General features: G+C 69.4%; 16 protein-coding genes. 10 read left to right on the top strand and 6 right to left on the bottom strand.

Annotated features, from left to right (window positions below):
* Positions 1 to 90: 90 nt before the first annotated feature.
* The 6 genes from KV397_RS11565 to KV397_RS11540 form a co-directional block, all read right to left on the bottom strand.
* On the bottom strand, positions 91 to 1,212 hold the full coding sequence (locus KV397_RS11565) for a multidrug effflux MFS transporter (RefSeq protein ID WP_261812672.1): 1,122 nt from the start codon (positions 1,210 to 1,212) through the stop codon (positions 91 to 93).
* Positions 1,213 to 1,306: 94 nt separating this feature from the next.
* Complete coding sequence (locus KV397_RS11560) at positions 1,307 to 2,290, bottom strand: alpha/beta hydrolase (protein ID WP_261811320.1); 984 nt, start codon at positions 2,288 to 2,290, stop codon at positions 1,307 to 1,309.
* The gene (locus KV397_RS11555) at positions 2,287 to 3,285 is read right to left on the bottom strand and encodes an alpha/beta hydrolase (RefSeq protein ID WP_261811319.1); all 999 of its coding nucleotides are present in this window, start codon (positions 3,283 to 3,285) and stop codon (positions 2,287 to 2,289) included. Before KV397_RS11555 ends, KV397_RS11560 begins: the two co-directional genes overlap by 4 nt.
* A gap of 33 nt (positions 3,286 to 3,318) precedes the next feature.
* Positions 3,319 to 4,281, bottom strand: coding sequence for an aldo/keto reductase (locus KV397_RS11550; protein WP_261811318.1), 963 nt, complete (start codon positions 4,279 to 4,281; stop codon positions 3,319 to 3,321).
* A 7-nt stretch (positions 4,282 to 4,288) separates the two neighbouring features.
* Entirely contained in the window at positions 4,289 to 5,389 is a 1,101-nt protein-coding gene (locus tag KV397_RS11545) for a zinc-binding dehydrogenase (RefSeq protein WP_261811317.1), read from the bottom strand.
* 140 nt (positions 5,390 to 5,529) lie between these two features.
* On the bottom strand, positions 5,530 to 6,264 hold the full coding sequence (locus KV397_RS11540; protein ID WP_261811316.1) for an SDR family NAD(P)-dependent oxidoreductase: 735 nt from the start codon (positions 6,262 to 6,264) through the stop codon (positions 5,530 to 5,532).
* 100 nt (positions 6,265 to 6,364) lie between these two features.
* Here KV397_RS11540 and KV397_RS11535 point away from each other — a divergent pair, with 100 nt between their 5' ends.
* The 10 genes from KV397_RS11535 (at position 6,365) to KV397_RS11490 (ending at position 17,802) form a co-directional block, all read left to right on the top strand.
* Positions 6,365 to 7,327: an aldo/keto reductase gene (locus KV397_RS11535; protein WP_261811315.1), complete on the top strand. Its 963-nt coding sequence runs from the start codon at positions 6,365 to 6,367 to the stop codon at positions 7,325 to 7,327.
* A gap of 407 nt (positions 7,328 to 7,734) precedes the next feature.
* Positions 7,735 to 8,307: a hypothetical protein gene (locus KV397_RS11530; RefSeq protein ID WP_261811314.1), complete on the top strand. Its 573-nt coding sequence runs from the start codon at positions 7,735 to 7,737 to the stop codon at positions 8,305 to 8,307.
* Between the two features lie 145 nt (positions 8,308 to 8,452).
* A complete protein-coding gene (locus tag KV397_RS11525) occupies positions 8,453 to 9,793 on the top strand; it encodes an HNH endonuclease signature motif containing protein (protein WP_261811313.1) in 1,341 nt (446 codons plus the stop codon).
* A gap of 369 nt (positions 9,794 to 10,162) precedes the next feature.
* Positions 10,163 to 11,692, top strand: a complete 1,530-nt coding sequence (locus tag KV397_RS11520) for an ABC transporter substrate-binding protein (protein ID WP_261811312.1) — start codon at positions 10,163 to 10,165, stop codon at positions 11,690 to 11,692.
* A 75-nt stretch (positions 11,693 to 11,767) separates the two neighbouring features.
* The gene (locus tag KV397_RS11515) at positions 11,768 to 12,709 is read left to right on the top strand and encodes an ABC transporter permease (protein ID WP_131494407.1); all 942 of its coding nucleotides are present in this window, start codon (positions 11,768 to 11,770) and stop codon (positions 12,707 to 12,709) included.
* Entirely contained in the window at positions 12,706 to 14,541 is a 1,836-nt protein-coding gene (locus tag KV397_RS11510) for a dipeptide/oligopeptide/nickel ABC transporter permease/ATP-binding protein (protein WP_261811311.1), read from the top strand. Before KV397_RS11515 ends, KV397_RS11510 begins: the two co-directional genes overlap by 4 nt.
* On the top strand, positions 14,538 to 15,371 hold the full coding sequence (locus KV397_RS11505; RefSeq protein WP_261811310.1) for an ATP-binding cassette domain-containing protein: 834 nt from the start codon (positions 14,538 to 14,540) through the stop codon (positions 15,369 to 15,371). Before KV397_RS11510 ends, KV397_RS11505 begins: the two co-directional genes overlap by 4 nt.
* A 47-nt stretch (positions 15,372 to 15,418) precedes the next feature.
* On the top strand, positions 15,419 to 16,006 hold the full coding sequence (locus KV397_RS11500; RefSeq protein WP_131494410.1) for a TetR/AcrR family transcriptional regulator: 588 nt from the start codon (positions 15,419 to 15,421) through the stop codon (positions 16,004 to 16,006).
* Between the two features lie 34 nt (positions 16,007 to 16,040).
* Entirely contained in the window at positions 16,041 to 16,739 is a 699-nt protein-coding gene (locus KV397_RS11495) for an alpha/beta fold hydrolase (protein WP_261811309.1), read from the top strand.
* Positions 16,740 to 16,812: 73 nt separating this feature from the next.
* Positions 16,813 to 17,802, top strand: coding sequence for a methyltransferase family protein (locus KV397_RS11490; RefSeq protein ID WP_131494412.1), 990 nt, complete (start codon positions 16,813 to 16,815; stop codon positions 17,800 to 17,802).
* The last annotated feature ends 48 nt before the right edge of the window (positions 17,803 to 17,850 follow it).

Genomic DNA, 17,850 nt, shown 5'->3' with positions numbered 1-17,850 from the left:
CGTGTCGATCTCTCGATTGCCGACGAACGATTATGTGCCCCAGGCAGTCGTGGACCGGTTCCGGCGGGGTGTCGCTACTGAGCGCTGCGGCTACTGAGGCGTTGCGGCCGGCCGAACGAACACCCAGGCCGCGACCGCGGCGGCGGCCGCTGCGAGCGTCATGGTGACGGCCATCGTGACCGCGTTCGTGCCACCCAATCCGGCCGCGATCGGCGCCACGACCGGCCCGAACAGGAAGGTCGCCATACCGAGCAGGGCGGAGGCCGTGCCGGCGCGGCTGCCGTGGTGCGCGAGGGCCAGCGTCTGACCGTTTGGGCCGCCCACGCCCGAGCAGAGCATGAAGCCGATCAGCGCAGCGATCACTCCGTAGACGCCGGTGCCGGTCAGCGTCAGCACGAGGAACGTCGTCGTGGCGAGCAGCGTCGCCGTGATGCCACCCAGATAGACGCGCAACGGTCCCCACCGCCGCACGACGAGCCTGCTGGTCTGGCTGCCGACGATGCTCGCCAGCGCCCCCGCCGCGAACGCGAGACTGAAGGTCTGCGGGGTGAGACCGAACTGGTCTTGCAGGACGAATGATGACATCGACAGGTAGGTGAAGAACGCGACGCCGCCTCCCGCCGCCGCGCACAGCACCGCGACGAACAGCCGGTCGCGGATCACGGCATGAGCATGATTCCGCAGTACCACGAGGCCGCCGCCGTGCCAGGCGGAGGCGGGCAGCGTCTCGGGCAGGGCGAACACGACGATGAGGAGCAGTACGACCCCGACGGCGCTGAGCACGCCGAAGATACCCCGCCAATCCATGACCCGGGCGAGTTGCCCACCGACGACCGGCGCGATGATCGGTGCGGTTCCGGAGACGAGGAACAGCAGCGACAACATCCGCGACAGCTCGACACCCTCGAACTGGTCTCGCGCGATGGCCAGGCAGATCACGATGCCCGCCGAGCCCGCGAGCCCCTGCAGGAAACGGGCGATCAGTAGCAGCTCGATGTTCGGGGCGAGGGCGCACACCAGTGACAGCACCGCGAAGGCCGAGACTCCGACCATCAGCGGCAGTCGCCTTCCGAGTCGATCGCTCAGCGGCCCCGCGATGAGTTGTCCGAGCCCGAGACCGATCATGCACGCCGACATCGTCACCTGCGCCAGAGCCTCCGTCGTGCCGAGAGACGCGGCGAGTTGCGGCAACTGCGGCAGGTAGAGGTCCATCGACAACGCCCGAAAGCCTCCAGCATCCCGAGCACCAGCATCGCCCGCAGGGTGCTCATGCGCGGGCGAGCTGGCTCTTCGGGAACGGGGAGACTCATCCGCCCAGGCACAGTATGCGGCGCAGCCAGCTCTCCCGCGCGGCGACGGCGGCCTTCGAGACCTCGGCCTCGGGCGAGAATCCGGAGAAGCCGTGGTACCCGCCGGCCCACACGTGCAGCTCCGCTTGTCCGCCGGTCGCCCAGATGCGCAGGGCGTAGTCGACGGCTTCGTCGCGGAACGTCTCGGCAGCGCCCACCTCAATGAACGCGGGTGCGAGACCGGCGAGGTCTGTGGCGCGGGCGGGTGCCGTGTACGGGGAGACGCGGTCGGTGAACCGGTCGTCCCCGGCGATGGCATCCCACGCGGTGTCGTTGTTGTTCCGATCCCACGCGCCGAAGCCGTCGTACTGCCGACTGGAGGCGGTCTCGTTGCGGTCGTCGAGCATCGGACAGCCGAGCAGCTGGCCGGCCAGGTGCGGACCGCCGCGATCACGGGCGATCAGCGCGACGGCAGCCGACAGGCCCCCGCCGGCGCTCATCCCCGAGGCGATGATGCGGTCGGGATCGATGCCGAGCTCGTCGGCGTGGGCGGCCATCCACTCCAGCGCGGCGTAGCAGTCCTCCGCCTGCGCGGGACCGGGATGCTCGGGTGCCAGCCGGTACTCGACGGCCACCCCGACGATGCCGTGCTGCTCGGCGAGGTCGATGAGCTCGGCGGTGCCGAAGAACCGGGTGCCGAGCACCATCCCGCCGCCGTGGATCGACAGGACCGCGGGGGCGGGCACGGAAGCCGCGCGCGCGGGCCGGACGATCGTGATCTCGATGTCCGGCGCCCCGGCCGGTCCGGGGATGACACGGTCCTCCCAGACGACCTCCCGACCCGCGGCCTGTGCGGCTATGGAAGGGATGAGCGTCGCGAAGTGGTCGCGGTTGGCATGGATCGTGTCGGCACGCAGCGGGATGATCTCCACCATCCCGACGAAAGCGTCGAGGCCGGCGACGAGCTCCGGGTCATACGGGACCGGCAGCGGCGCGGTCATCGGTCCGCCCGCCAGATGCGACGCAACCACGAGGCGCGAGCGGCGAGAGCGGCTCGGGAGATCTCAGCCTCCGGCATGTACATGTCGAAGCCGTGCGCTCCGCCGCCCCAGACATGCAGTTCGGCCTGTCCTCCGGTGGCCCAGATGCGCAGCGCGTACTCCGTGTCCTCATCGCGGAAGGCCTCGGCCTCGCCGACTTCGATGAAAGCGGGCGGGAGCCCCGACACATCGGTCGCGCGGCTGGGGGCGGCGTAGGCGGGAGCGTCCGGGTGGAAGGCGAGGTCGTCGCCCAGCACGCACGACCACGCCAGCAGGTTCATCTCGCGCTGCCAGGTGCCGATGCCGTCGTACTGGCGGCTCGCGACGCTGGTGTTGGTGTTGTCGATCATCGGGCACAGCAAGAGCTGCCCGGCCATGACGGGCCCCTGTCGGTCGCGCGCCATCAGGGCGACAGCGGCTGTCAGCCCCCCGCCCGCACTGCCTCCTCCGACGATGAGGCGCTCCGGGTCGATGCCGAGTTCGGCGGCGTGCTCATGAACCCATACGAAGGCGGCGTAGCAGTCCTCGACGCCCGCGGGGTAGGGATTCTCCGGAGCGAGGCGATACTCGACGTTCACGCCGACGACCCGGTGTTCGTCGACGATGTCGACCACGCGGCCGGTCTCCCACGAGCGGTGACCGACGATCATGCCGCCGCCGTGGATGTTCACGAACCCGGGGAGCACGTCGCCGTGGACGCCGGCGGGGCGGAACACCGTGATCTCGAGGTCGGGTGCTCCGGCGGGACCGGGGATGACGCGGTCCTCCCACTCGATGTCCCGCCCGGCGATCACGGCGTCGTTGTCGGGGAACATCCGGTCGACACCGTCACGCGGAAGAGTATCGCGGGTGAGCGCCGGCTGTGGGTTCTTCGCGAGCTCGTCGAGCACGGCCTGCACCTCGGGGTCGAAGGGCACGGGGGTGACGGTCGGGCGTCCGGCGGCGGTGGCGGTCATGGTTCTCCTTGGATGGAAGGTCGAAGCGGCGGGTCAGGGGCCTTCGGGGTCGACGACCCCGCGATCGGCCCAGAACGGTTCGACCAGGCGGCGCAGCTCATCGTCGCCGACCCGATCGACCAGGGCCGCGGCGTCGAGGTTGGCGCGCAGCTGTTCCCCGCTCGAGGCGCCGAACAGCGTCGTGGTGAGGGCCGGATGGGTGAGGGTGAACGCGATCCCGAGCTGCGCGGGTGAGACGTCGAGGGATGCGGCGACCTCGGTGAAGGCGGGCACATCGTGGATGATCCGCTCCCGGATGTCACCGGGGTCGCGGCCGATCTGCCGGTCGCCGTTGATCTTGCCGGCGAGCACGCCGCCCTCGAGGCAGTCGGAGGCCTGCAAAGTGAGCCCCTGTTCCCACAGCCGGGCGAAGGGGCCGCCGTCGGGGATCGAGCGCCGGGAGACGCTGTACTTCAACTGCGCGATCTGCGGTCCGGCCACGCCCTCCGCCGCGGCGATGTCGATCAGGGACTGGATGCTCGATGCCGACCAGTTGTTCACACCCCAGGTGCGGATGAGGCCGGCCTCCGCGAGACGGGCGAGGTCGAGCACGAGGTCACGCAGGTCGAGGTCGTCGCGCCGCAGGTCTCCGAGGATCACGAGGTCTGCGTGCTCGACGCCGACCCGCATCAGCGCGTTCTCGAGCTGGGGGCGGAAGCCGTCGTCGCCGAAGGCCTCGAGCCACAGCTTCGACGAGAGCAGCCAGTCGTCGCGCCGGAGGCCTGCAGCGCGCACCATCGCCGAGAAGATCACGTCGGTGAAGACCGGTGGCGCTCCCGGCGCGGAGTACACGCCCACGTCGAAGAGGTTCACACCGCGGTCCACGGCCTCGCGGAGCATTGCGACCGCGTCGGCGAAGTCCATCCGGTCGTAGGTGTGCCAGGAGCCGAGAGAGAACAGTGAGGCGTCGATGCCGCTGCGGCCGATTTCGCGTCGGGGCAGGAGGGGAGTGGTCATGGAGTCCTCACAGTCTCGGGTCGATGACGGCTTTGACCTCATCGAGGTCGTGCATGTGGGCGATCTTCGCGGAGGCTTCGGCGAGGCCGACCGGGGCGCTGAAGAGGTCGTCCCAGGGGTAGCGATCCGCGAACGCGGTGAAGAAGTCGATCGCACGGGAGTAGTCGGAGATGTCGCCGTTGAGTGAGCCGACCACCGTGAGCTCCTTGCCCATGATGGTGCTGAGCGGGAAGCCGTCGCCCGCGGGACCGGTCGAGCCGACGATCGTGACGGTCCCGCGCTGAGCGGCCATCGCGATCGCGTCAGGGCCGACGCTGGGCGCGCCCGCGAAGTCGAACACGTGGTCGGCGCCGCGCCCTCCCGTGAGCGCCATCACCTGATCGACCACCGGGCCGTCGCGGAAGTCGACGACCGCATCGGCGCCGAAGCGGCCGGCGAGTTCGAGCCGGGAGGCGGGGGCGCCCACCGTGATGACCTGGCCTGCACCGGAGATCTTCGCGACGGCCGTGGCGAAGATGCCGAGCGCCCCGGCGCCCTGCACGACCACGGTCGAGCCGGGGCGGATGCGCCCTGCCCGCTCGAAGGCCCGCAATACGGTCTTGGCCGCGCATCCGGCCATCGAGGCCCAGGTGTCCTTGACGGATGACGGGAGCAGCAGCTTGGCTGCCCCCGGGGTCACATAGGCGTACTCCGAGAGTCCCGCGGTGGCGAACGGAGGCACGTCCGCACGCTGCAGGAAGCCGTACCCGCGGCGGGAGCAGGCGACGGGCTCGCGCAGCACCACACAGCCGTAGCACTCTCCGCAGGTCGACTCGGACCAGCCGATGCGATCTCCGGGGGAGAGGGGGCGGCCCAGGGCGTCCTTCGTGTCGGGGCCGGTGGCGACGATCTCGCCGACCATCTCGTGGCCGAGCACCATCGGGAGCATGCCGGGGAAGGTCATCCGTCCCTCCCAGATCTCGATGTCGGTGCCGCACAGCGTGGTGCACGCGATGCGCACGAGCGCGGCGCCGGCTTCGATCTCGGCGGGGAGAGGCAGTTCCTGCAGGGTGAGCGGCTCGCCGTGCGCGGTGAGCACGGCGGCCTGGGTGCGGGTGGGGAGGGGCATGCGGTTCTCCAGTCGCGGGGCGGGTGGCGGATCAGCGGGGCGGGTGGCGGATCAGCGGGGCGGGTGGCGGATCAGCGGGGCGGGTGGCGGATCAGAAAGGGGCCTCGGAGGGGACGGGAAGGTGCGGAATCGATCCCGCGTCAGACCAGGAGCTGTCCGCCGTCGACGGGGACGGAGACTCCGGTGATGTGGCTGGCGGCGTCGCTCGCGAGGAACAGCACGAGCGGGGTGATCTGGTCGACCTCGGCGATGGAGCCGAGCGGGATGCGGGACTCCCACGCCGCACGGGCTTGCGGGTTCGAGGCGAAGTCCGCGGTGAGAGGCGTGAGCACGGGACCGGGGGCGACCGCGTTGACCCGGACGCCCGAGGCAGCGAGCTCGATCGCCGCGGTGCGGGTGAAAGCGTCGACCGCGGCCTTCGTCGCCTCGTAGTGCCCCAGTCCGGGGGTGGGCTGCCGTGCGCCGATGGACGAGATGTTGACGATCGCGCCGCGTCCTGCGTCGGCGAGCAGCGCGCCGAAGACGCGGAGCATGAGGAAGGTTCCGCGCACGTTGACCCGCAGGGCCGCGTCGACGACGTCGACCGGGACGTCCTGCAGGGTGCCGCCGCCGGCGACGATACCCGCGTTGTTGACCAGGACATCGATGCCGCCGTCGGCAGTGAGCCGTTCGGCTGCGGCGCGCACGGAGGACTCGTCGCCGATGTCGAGGGTGAGCGCCGTGGCGCCGATCTCGGCGGCGATCGCCGTGGCGGCTTCCGCGTTCACATCGCCGATGAAGACCTCGTCTCCGCGGTCGCGGAACGCGATGGCGATGCCACGGCCGAGGCCGGACGCGCCGCCGGTGACCAGGATGCGGCGGGGGGATACGGTCATGTTCGTCCTCACTGACGGCGGTTCTGACGGGATGTCTCCGTTATATTCTACAAACATAGAAAAACACAACCCCGTGTCTCGAGACGGCGAAGGAGCCTTCATGCCCGAAACGACATATCCCTGGAAGCCGCTGGATTCCCGGAGCGCCCCGGTGCCCCCGCTGGCGCTCGGATCCTGGAACACCTGGGATCGGATGGCGCCCGACGACGCGGTGGCGCTGATCCGCCGGGCGGTCGAGCTGGACGCCGGCTTCTTCGACGTCGCGTACTACAACATGGGTCCGCACTCCGAGAACTCGAAGACCGACATCCTCTTCGGGCAGGCGCTGAGAGCGAGCGGCGTCGACCGCGATGACATCGTGCTGTGCGGCAAGCTCTGGCTGTGGGACTGGCCGAACCAGGGCTTCCGCGCGCAACTTGTCGAGTCCCTGGAGCGAGCGGGCCTCGACCGGTTCGACACCCTCGTCGTGGGCGACTACCTCGACGCTCCGGACCTACCGCACCTCGTCGCCGACGTGAACGAGCTGATCGCCGAGGGGCTCGTGGGTTCCTGGGGCATCAACAACTGGCGGATCGAGCACACGCGGGAGGCGCTCGCCGTCGCCGCGGCGCAGGGCATGGCTGGCCCGGCGTTCGCGCAGTTGAAGTACGGGATCGCTCGGCGATCGATGGCGGAGGGGGACGCCTATGGTCCGCTGTTCGCCGAGGGGGCTCTCGCGCTCCAGGCGTCGGACGTGTTCGAGGGCGGAATCCTCGCCACCGGACGCATGCCAGAGCGGAAGATCGGTGCCGACGTGGGAGGCATCCGGGAGCAGATCGCCGCCGTGTACCCCGAGGTCGCGCGGGTCGCGGGAGAGTTCGGGGTCACGCCGGCCGCGCTCGGCGTCGCCTTCTGCCTGTCGAACCCCGCCACCGCGAACGTGCTGTTCGGTGCCTCGCGTCTCGCGCAACTCGAGGAGAACCATGCGGCGCTCACCCTCGCGCGAGACCACGGAGCCGAGGTGCGGGGCGCGCTCGCCGACTGCTGGGTCGACCGGGAGGTGCGCGCCGACGGGGCGTGGTGAAGGGAGCCGGGGTTCTGGGGGCTGCGCGCTGCCGGTGTGGGAACATGAGGCGCGCCGAGATCCGCCGTGGATGTCGGGGGAGTGGAGATGAGATGAGCCCGGAGCCCACACTGCTCATGGCCGTGGTCTTCGGCGGATTCCTCTTTCTGGTGGTCTTCTTCGTCGGCTGGTATCTGATTCTCGACAGACGCGCTCGTGCGAGACGCCGGGCTGCCGAGCAAGACGGTGGCTTGACCGATGCAATCCCCTCGAAGCCGAGGCGACCGCTGGACGAGCGGAGCTGCGAATGACGGTGCTTGGTGTGTCCGACGTGCGGGTGGGCTGAGGTGATGACGCGCAACGGGTCGTCCAGCGAAGAGGGAAGCTTCTCTCGAGTGGAGCTTCTTCGCCTCGCCCCCGACGGGCCGTTGACGACGCTCGGCCGCAACATCTCGATGTGCGGTGCGGTTCTCCTCGGCGTCGTCGTTCTCGTGCTCCCGGCGCTGCAAGGGGCATCGATCGGCAGTGTGATGCTGTTCGCCGCCGCCGGACTCGCTTTGATCGCTGCCGCGGGATGGAACGCGCTTCGGTGGCGGTGGCTCGTTCGAGCCGCCGCGCGCGACGTGCAGGGTGCCGGAGCATTGGCTGGCTTCGCGTTTTCGCGGGCCGATCTCGACGTGGATGGCACCCCCGCGGATCGTGTGAGCGCCGGGTGGTTGCTGGTTCACCCGGACCGCCTGACGGTGTGCATCCACGCAGGGCTGGCAAGGCCGCGCCATTCAGTCGAGAGGCAGGATTACGCTCTTCGCGACATCGTTTCGGTATCACGGCGCAACGAGACGAGCGTGTCGTATGGGCGGCTCGACATCACCGTGCGCGGAGGATTGCTCTCCTTCATCCTCACACCGACCAACGGGTCCGGTATGCGAGGCCCGCGCGAAGCGGAGATCGAATCGGCGGCCGAATTGCTCCGAGTGAAGAGAGCCCTTCGCGACGACTGAGGATCCGGCTTCGCCGCGCACCTTCCGTGACGGGGCGGGGGTGGCTCTGGGATTGCCTGGAGGACCCCCTGGGTGGTCTGCGATATGCTGGCATTCATTCGAACAAATCTTCGAAAGTCGGGCGATTCTTCGGTAGAATCTGGGTATGTCGAAGTTGGCCGTGTTGCATGAGGCGATGTCCCGTCTCGACGCGGCGTGGGCTGATGCCGACGACTCGGGTGAGTTGTCGCGGGAGCAGCTCATCGCGGTCAGCGCGTCGCTCGGGGTGCTCCAGCGCCGGCTGGATGCCGTGCACGTCGAGGTGGCCGCGTGCATCTCTCGCGAGTCCCGCCCCGAACTCGGTGCCGAGAGTCTCGCGAAGCAGCAGGGGTTCCGCAATCCGGCGACGTTGATCGCGGCGACTGTGGGTGTGTCACGCGGTGATGCGACCCGGCTCGTGAAGGTGGGAGAGGCCGTTGCCCCGCGTGCAGACCTCCTGGGGGCGCCGCTGCCGGCGAGATACCCGGTCGTGCGGGAGGCGCTCGGCGCGGGAACGCTGAGCGCTCAGTCGGCGGCGGTGATCATTTCATTGCTCGATCGATGTCGCGTCGCAGTGGGCCTGACGCGCGTCGCCGAGGCAGAGCGTGTGCTGGTGGAGAAAGCGTTCGGACTCGCGCTGGACGATGTGCGGAAGCTGGTGGTGCGAGCGGAGGCGTGGCTGGACCCGGATGGGGTGGAGCCGCGACTCGAGGAGCAGCGGTCCCGTCGATCCCTCACCATCCACGAGCGTGAGGGGATGGTGCATCTGAACGCGGTCCTCGATGCCGAGACGGCTGCCCCTGTCATGACCGCGATCCGCGGCTACGTGACGGCCGCGTTCGCCGCCCGGAAGGATGCCGCCGCTCCCGACGCGCCCGACGCCGACCGTCGCACCGTGCCGATGCTGCACGCTGATGCGCTCGCCGTGTTCGCCGCCCACGTGCTCGGCTGCGAAGCGAGAGTGCCGCTGGCAGGAGCGACGATCGTGGTGAGAATGAGCCTCGATGATCTCGAAGCCGGCACCGGTTCCGCGGAGATCGACGGGGTCGAGCAGCCGATCAGCATCGGAGCCGCGCGACGGATGGCTGCTGGTGGGGGTGTGATTCCGTGTGTGCTCGGCGCCGCGAGTGAAGTGCTCGACTGGGGGCGCGAGAAGCGCTTGTTCACGCGATCGCAACGGTTGGCGCTGGTGGAGCGCGATGGGGGCTGCGCGATGTGCGGGTTGCCGCCGGAGATGACGAAGGCGCATCACATCCGGTGGTGGAGTCGTGACCGCGGGCCGACGGATCTGTCGAACGGCGTGCTGCTGTGCGAGACCTGCCACCACCGAGTGCATGACAACGGGTGGGACATCCGTATCGATGGGGGCGGTCCGGTGGGGCGGGTGTGGTTCATCCCTCCCGCCTCGGTCGACCCTGCGCGCAGCCCGCGCCTCGGCGGTCGAGCGCGCTTCGACATCGCCGCCTGACCTCGCCGCCTGACATCGGTGCCTGGCATCGCCGCCTGACATCGACGTCTGATGCCGGTGCCTGACATCGACGGCTGACATCGACGCCTGATGCCGCTGCCTGACATCGACGCCTGATACCGCTGCCTGCGTGTGCGGCTCGGGATGTGCTGGTCTACTCAAGCCCACGCGCTCATGCCTGCGCGCTCGGTCAAGCCCGGTGCGCCCCCGGGCATGGTCCGGCACACCGCGGGGGAGAATCGCCCTTGCGCTCTTTTTCCACGCATGTAGACTAACCAGCACGACACATCGAAGTGACGTCGGACCCGGCTTCCGATCAGCGGCACCTCGACCCTTCTTCACCACCCCCTGCACCCGAGAGAAGGAATCATGAAACGAATGCCCCTCGCGCTCGCCGCGGCTGTCGCCGTGACGCTCGCCCTCACCAGCTGCAGTGGCGGCGCGTCGCCCTCGCCGTCCGAGGGCAGCGGGGTCGACAGCCCCGCTGCCCTCAACATCGGGAACTTCCTCGACGTCACGTCGTGGGATCCCTCGCTCGCCGACATCGGCTTCGACGGCCCGTATCTCTCCGCCGTCTACGACGCTCTGATCGCCCTCGACGCCGACGGCGAACCGATCCCCTCACTCGCCACCGAGTGGACCGTCGCCGACGACGACCTCAGCATCGACCTCGACATCCGCACCGACGCCGTGTTCAGCGACGGCACCCCGGTCGATGTCGACGCCGTGATCACGAGCCTCGAGTACCTCAAGGCGGGTGCGCGCTCGAGTGAGGCCTACGTCAACGTCGCCTCCTTCGAGAAGGTCGACGACGACACCGTCCGCATCGCCCTCACGCAGCGCGACGACACGATCCTCTACTTCATGGGTCTCGGACGCAGCTACGTCGCCTCCCCGGCCGCCATCGAAGCGGGCACGCTGGGCAGCGAGCCCATCGGCTCCGGCCCCTACGTCCTCGACAGCACGACGAGCGTCGCCGGTGCCGAGTACCACTTCACCAAGACCGCCGACCACTGGGACGCCGACGCGTATCCCTTCTCCGAGCTCGCGATCTTCCCGATCACCGATGCCACCGCCCGTCACAACGCCATGCTCAGCGGCCAGATCAACGTGCAGTACGGCGACGTCGCCAACCTCGAGCAGGCGAAGCAGCAGGGGTGGAACACCGCCGAACGCGTGTCCGGATGGGCGGGCCTCGTCATCACCGACCACACAGGCGTGAAGAGCGAGCCGCTCGGCAAGCTCGAGGTGCGGCAGGCGCTGAACTACGCCTTCGACGGAGCGGCGGTCCTCGCCGCGGTCGGCAGCGGAGCGGGCGTCGCCACCAACCAGGTGTTCCCCGACGGCGGCCCCATCAACGATCCGTCGCTCAACGACACCTACGCCTACAACATGGACAAGGCCAAGCAATTGCTGGCGGACGCCGGCTACCCCGACGGCTTCGAGATCTCGATGCCGATGTCGCCCATCTTCGAGATGTGGAAGCCCTCGGCCGAGCAGGCGCTCAACGAGCTCGGCGTGAAGGTCACGTGGGACAACATGCAGATGCCCGACTACCAGTTGAACGCGCCGAACTACCCGATGTTCATCTCGTTCCTCGCGATGGACGGCAATGATGTCGCCACCGTCGCCCGCCAGGTGACCAGCGCGCAGTGGTTCAACCCCGCGCCTGACTATGCGGAGAACGAGGTCATCGCTCCTCTCGTCGAGAAGGTGCAGACCGAGCGCGGCGACGCGCAGACCGACGCCGTCAAGGAGCTCAACAAGGCTCTCGTCGACCAGGCGTGGTGGTCGGTCTGGTACCAGGCGAACAACATCTACTACACGGCGCCCGGCATCCAGCTGCAGCCCGTCGTGGGCATGATGTTCCCGACGCTCCGCTACATCACCCAGGGCTGACGCCCGCCGGGGCGGCCGCGACACCGGCCGCCCCGGCAACCTTCCCCCTCCGACCCCATCCTCCGAGAGGTCCCCATGTTCCTGTTCACGGCGAAGCGGGTGCTGTCCGGCATCCTCCTGCTCGTCGCGGTCTCGATCGGCACCTTCTTCCTGGCCCATCTCGCCATCAGCGACCCGACGGCCTCGCTTCTGGGCACCACGGCGAGTCCGGCTCAGCAGGCGGCGCTCGCCGAGAAGATCGGCCTCGACCGTCCGCTCCTCGTGCAGTTCTGGGACTGGCTCTCGCACGCGGTTCTGCTCGACTTCGGCGTCTCCTGGCGCAACTTCCAGCCCGTCAGCGCACAGCTCGCGATCAAGGTCCCCGTCACCCTGTCGGTGGTGACGTTCGCGACGCTGATCACCGCGGTCGTCGGCGTCACGTTCGGGATGATCACCGGACTCCGCCCCGGCACCTGGTTCGACCGCGTGATCAAGGGCATCTCGGTCGTGCTCTTCGCTCTCCCCGGCTTCTGGGTGAGCCTCGTGCTCGTGATGTGGCTCGCGGTGCAGCTGAAGTGGTTCCCGGCCGTCGGCTACGTGCCGCCGACGCAATCCGTGGACGGATGGCTGCGCTCCATCACCCTCCCGGCGATCTCGCTCGCCCTCGGCGGCATCGTTGCCGTCGCCGAGCAGCTGCGCAACGCCGTGATCGCGCAGAGCCGCCAGGACTGGGTGCGCACGCTTCGCAGCCGGGGTCTCTCCGCCACCCGGGTCAACCTGCACATCCTCCGCAACGCCTCGCCCGCCGCCCTCACCGTCATCGCCCTGATGTTCGTGGGGCTGCTGTCCGGCGCGATCGTGGTCGAGCAGATCTTCAGCCTCCCCGGTCTCGGACAGCTCACCAACCAGTCCTCGCAGAACGGCGACATCCCGATGCTCCTCGGCATCACGGTCATCTCGATCGTCTTCGTCGTCCTCATCAACCTCCTGCTCGACCTCGTGCTCGGCTGGATCAACCCGAAGGTGCGCGTCGCATGACCACCACAGACATCCGGGTCGCCTTCGACCGAGCGGCGCAGAAGCGACGCTCGAGCCTCTTCCGCCGCTTTCTCCGTCACCCCGGCGGATACATCCCGCTGGCGATCTTCCTGCTCATCGTGCTCGTCGGGGTCTTCGCACCCCTGCTCGCGCCGATGGACCCGAACTTCGTCGACCTCGCCGCGGCCAAGGCGCCTCCCGGGCCCGAGCACCTCCTGGGCGGCGACTCGACCGGCCGGGACATCCTGAGCCGACTCATCTACGGCACGCGCACGACCCTGTGGGGCGCGCTCATCACGATCGTCACCGCGCTCGTGATCGGTGTGCCGTCCGGCGTCGCAGCCGGTTACTTCGGCGGCGCGTTCGACCGCATCGCCACCTGGATCAGCGATGCTCTCCAGTCGATCCCCGGAATGATCATCCTGCTCGTGGTCGCCGCGGGCAGCCGCAACAACTTCGAACTGCTCATGGCCACCGTCGGTGTGTTCATGGTTCCCGGCTACTTCCGCATCGCGCGCTCTCAGACCCTGGCCGTGCGCGGCGAGCCCTACATCGACGCCGCTCGCGTGTCGGGCTTGTCCGACGGACGCATCATCTTCCGCCACGTCATCAAGGCCGTGTATCCGCCGGTCATCATCCAGACCGCCCTCACTGCCGGCATCGCGATGGGCATGCAGGCCGGTCTCCAGTTCCTCGGCATCGGCGACTCCAACGTGCCCAGCTGGGGCGCGATGATGCTCGAGGGCTTCCGCCTTATGCTCACGTACCCGCTCATGCTGCTGTGGCCCTCGGCCGCTCTCGGACTCACGATCGCGGTGCTCGCGATCATGGGATCCACGCTCGCCGAGCTGGTGCAGGTGCGCACGCCGCGCGTCTCCCGCCAGTCCGGCACGGCCGCCGGCACCGCTGCCGGTACCGGTGCAGGCACGGCTGCCGGTACCACCGCCGGGACCGCGACGCCGCTCGCCCCCGCGACCGGAAGCGCGCAGCACACCGCAGAGGAGTCCGCGCTGCGCGTCGAGAACCTGCGGGTCGTGCACGCCACCCCGACCGGCGAGACCGAGGTCGTGCACGGCGTCACCCTCGACGTGGCACCAGGTGAGGTCGTCGGCATCGTGGGCGAGTCGGGTTCCGGCAAGTCGCAGACCGTGTTCTCGGTGCTCGACCTGCTGCCGTCCAGCGGGCGCGCGACCGCCGACGCCATCTGGGTGGGCGGGGCCGACGTGACGAGAGCGACGCCGAAGCAGCGACACGCTCTGCTCGGACGTGAGATCGGCTACGTGCCCCAGGAACCGATGAGCAACCTCGACCCGTCGTACACGATCGGCCACCAGCTCATCGAGCCGCTGCGCCGCACCCACGGGCTCCGCAAGGCGGAGGCCAGGGAGCGGGCGCGTGCGATGCTCCTGCGCGTCGGCCTCACTGACCCCGACCGTGTCATGCGCAGCTACCCCCACCAGGTCTCGGGCGGTATGGCGCAGCGCGTGCTCATCGCCGGCGCGATCGCGGGCAAGCCGTCTCTGCTCGTGGCCGACGAGCCGACCACGGCGCTCGACGTGACGGTGCAGGCCGAGGTGCTCGAACTCCTGCGAGAGCTGCAGGCCGAGTACGGCATGGCCCTGCTGATCGTGACCCACAACTTCGGCGTCGTGGCCGACATCTGCGACCGGGTGATCGTGATGCGCGGCGGTGACGTCGTCGAGACAGGACCGGTCGACTCGCTGTTCGCGTCACCCGCCGAGGAATACACACGCGAACTGATCGCCGCGTCCCTGGACGATGCGGAGGGCCGCGCCGAACTCGACCGTACCGGAACGGAGGTGACCGCATGAGCGCCCTGCTCGAAGTCGACGACCTGGTCGTGGAGTACGGCCGTGGCCGACACGCCTTCCGCGCGCTGCACGGCGTCTCCCTCGACATCGCGCCGGGCGAGTGCCTGGGCCTCGTCGGAGAATCCGGCTCGGGGAAGTCGACGCTCGGCAAGGCGATCCTCGGCCTCGCACCCGTCACGGGCGGGAGCATCCGCTTCGACGGCAGGGAGATCAGCAGGCTCGGCGGCCGTGCCCGGCGTGCGCTCGCCGATGACGTACAGGTCGTCTTCCAAGACCCGTACGGATCGCTCAACCCCGCGATGACGATCGGCGACATCCTCGCCGAACCGCTGCTCACCACCGGTATCGGCACGAGAGCCGCCGAGGCGAAGGTGCGCGAGATGCTCGACCGCGTGCGCTTGCCGGAGTCGGCCATGGATCGCTATCCCAGCGAGTTCTCCGGCGGCCAGCGTCAGCGCATCGCGATCGCCCGAGCCCTCGTCCGCGGCCCGCGCCTCATCGTGTGCGACGAGCCCGTCAGCGCCCTCGACCTCACCACGCAGGCGACGATCCTCGATCTGTTCATCGAGCTGCAGCGCGACACCGGCGTGGCCTACCTCTTCGTCTCTCATGACCTCGGAGTCGTGCGCCGCGTCTGTCACCGCGTGGCGGTCATGTACCGCGGAGAGCTCGTCGAGGTCGGCGAGGGGGAGCAGGTCACCCGTGCCCCGCAGCATCCGTACTCCGAGCGGCTGCGCCTCGCCTCGCCCGTCGCCGACCCGGTCGCGCAGCGTCAGCGACGTGCCCAGTGGCTCGCTCTGCGGGAGGTGCGCGATGCGGCGGTACGGTAGCTCCAGGCCCGATCACTCCATGCCTCGGAATCGGCCGGAAGGACCTCATGCCGAAGATCATCGATCACGACCAGCGTCGACGGGACATCGTCGAGGTCGCCAAGAGCATCATCTTGAAGGGTGGCTTCGAGGCCGCGACCATGCGCAGCATCGCGGCGGAGGCCGGCTTCGCGAACGGTGCGCTGAAGCACTACTTCCCGGGCAAGGAGAGCATCGTCGCGGCGACGTTCGAGACGATACTCCAGCAGATGTCCGAGGGCGTGCAGGCCGCCGGCGAGGAGCCGACGTCCGCGGATGCCGCGCTGCGGGGGTTCCTGCAGGCGACGATCCCTCGCGATCAGGAGCAGATCGCCGCGGGGCGGGTGCTGCTCGCGCTGTGGGAGTACGCCATGGCGAACGAGTCGCTGGCCGAGCTGTATCGCGGACACCTGGCGTCCTGGCGTGCTTCTCTCATCGAGCGGATGGAGGCCGCGCGGGACGAGGGGTCGATCCGCGATCAGGACTACGGTCCGCTCGCGAACGAGTACATCTCGGCGGCGGTCGGTGCGACCGTCATCAACCTCATGTACCCCGACGGCGAGCGGATCGCCGACTACGAGACCTACATCGACCAGTTCCTGGCACGCCTGCGCTGAGCACGGCGCGCCGGGTCCGAGAGGACGGCGCGTCATGACCTCATCCCTGTTCCACGAGCGCCACCAGGGCACCGGGCGTCCTGTCGTGTTCCTGCACGGCCTCGCGTCGCGCGGAGCGCAGGATTGGCCGGATCACGAGTGGGCCGGCGTCGTCGGCGACCGTCCCCGCCTGGTGGTCGACCTCCCGGCGCACGGTGAGAGCCCGGCACTCGGCACGGCGCCCACGACCGCAGTGCTGGACGCACTCGCCTCGGCCGTCGGCAGCGACGAGATCGACCTGGTCGGATACTCACTCGGGGCTCGCCTCGCGTGGGATCTGGCGGCGCATCCGCGCGTCTCCGTGCACCGCCTGGTGCTCGGCGGTCTCAGCGCGGGGGAGCCGTTCGCGCAGGTCGACTTCGCGGCCGCGCGCGCCGCGGTCGACGGTGGCGCCATGCCGACGGATCCCCTCACGGGCATGATCGTGCACATGGCGTCGTCGTCCGGCAACCGTCCGCACGATCTGATCGACCTGATCGAGGGCCTCGCCGCAGAGCCGTTCGTGCCACGGGCCGAGGGAATCGCCGTGCCCGTGCTGCTGCTGGGCGGCACCGACGATCCGATGGCGGCCGGGATCGACGACCTCGCGCGGCTGCTCCCGAGCGCCCGCGTGCAACGTGTCCCCGGCAATCACCTCTCCGCCCTGCACACGGCGGAGTTCCGTGCCGCCGTGCGGGACTTCCTGGCCGACTGAGCCGCAACCGCGACCGGGAACACCTCTGCCGTTTAATTCCAACAATCGTAGAAATATAGGGAAAGGCCCACACATGACCGACACGCCCACCGCGGATGCGGCACGGATCCTCGACATCGCCACGGGGTACATGGCGTCCAAGCAGCTCTTCCACGCCAGCCGCATCGGCCTCTTCCGTGCCGTCGACGGCGGAGCGGACACGGTGGCGGCGATCGCCGAGACGTGCGGGGTGAGCGAGCGCATCGCCCGTCTGCTCGCCGATGCGATGGCGGCCAAGGGCCTCCTGGTGCGTACGGACGGGCGGTACGCCGTCGCCCCGGACGCCGCCGCGTATCTGACCGGTGCCGATGCCGCGATCGACCTCGCGCCCTTCCTGACGTTCCTCGATGAGATCAGCTACCCGCACTGGCTCCAGTTCGCGCACACGGTCGACACCACCGAGCCCGGCGATCTGCAGATGGACGACGCCCGCTGGGCGACGTTCATGGCGGGGGTGATGACGTACAACCGCCTGCACGCGCAGGAGTTCGGCCGTCACCTCGACCTCTCCGGTGCCACCCACGCGCTCGACTTCGGCGGCCTCTCGGCCGACTTCGCGCTGTCGGTGATGGCGCGCAATCCCGAGCTGCGGACGACGTTCCTGTACGCACCCGGCTTCGAAGACGGGATCGCCGAGGCGGTCGACGCGGCCGGGGTCGCCGATCGTGCCGTGGTGGGGGTCGCCGACACCGCGACCGCCGCGCCGGAGGGCGCCTACGACGCGATCTTCGCGAACCACGTCATCCACCGCTTCGGCGCCGAGGAGAACGCCCGGATCTTCCGCAATCTGCGAGCGGCGGCGGCGCCGGGGGCGACTCTGACCGTGCTCGACTTCTTCCTCGACGACGATCCGGCGCAGCGCGGGATCGACGCCCTGCATGCGGGGGAGTACCTCGTGATCGACGGGACCGTCGTGTATCCGGAGGCCCAGGTGCGTGGCTGGCTGAGCGATGCCGGCTGGGAAGTGCGCGAGAAGGTCGCTCTGCCGGGGAGTCCCCGGGTGCTCGTGGCGACCGCGGTGTGAGGCCACCCCGGCGTCGGGGGACCGGCGCCGGGGTCATGGACTGGTCCG

The organism is Microbacterium aurugineum (assembly GCF_023101205.1).
In the GTDB taxonomy this organism is placed as follows: Bacteria; Actinomycetota; Actinomycetes; order Actinomycetales; family Microbacteriaceae; genus Microbacterium; species Microbacterium aurugineum.
Note: the sequence above shows the minus strand (reverse complement) of the source record. Positions and strands in the feature narration are given on the sequence as shown.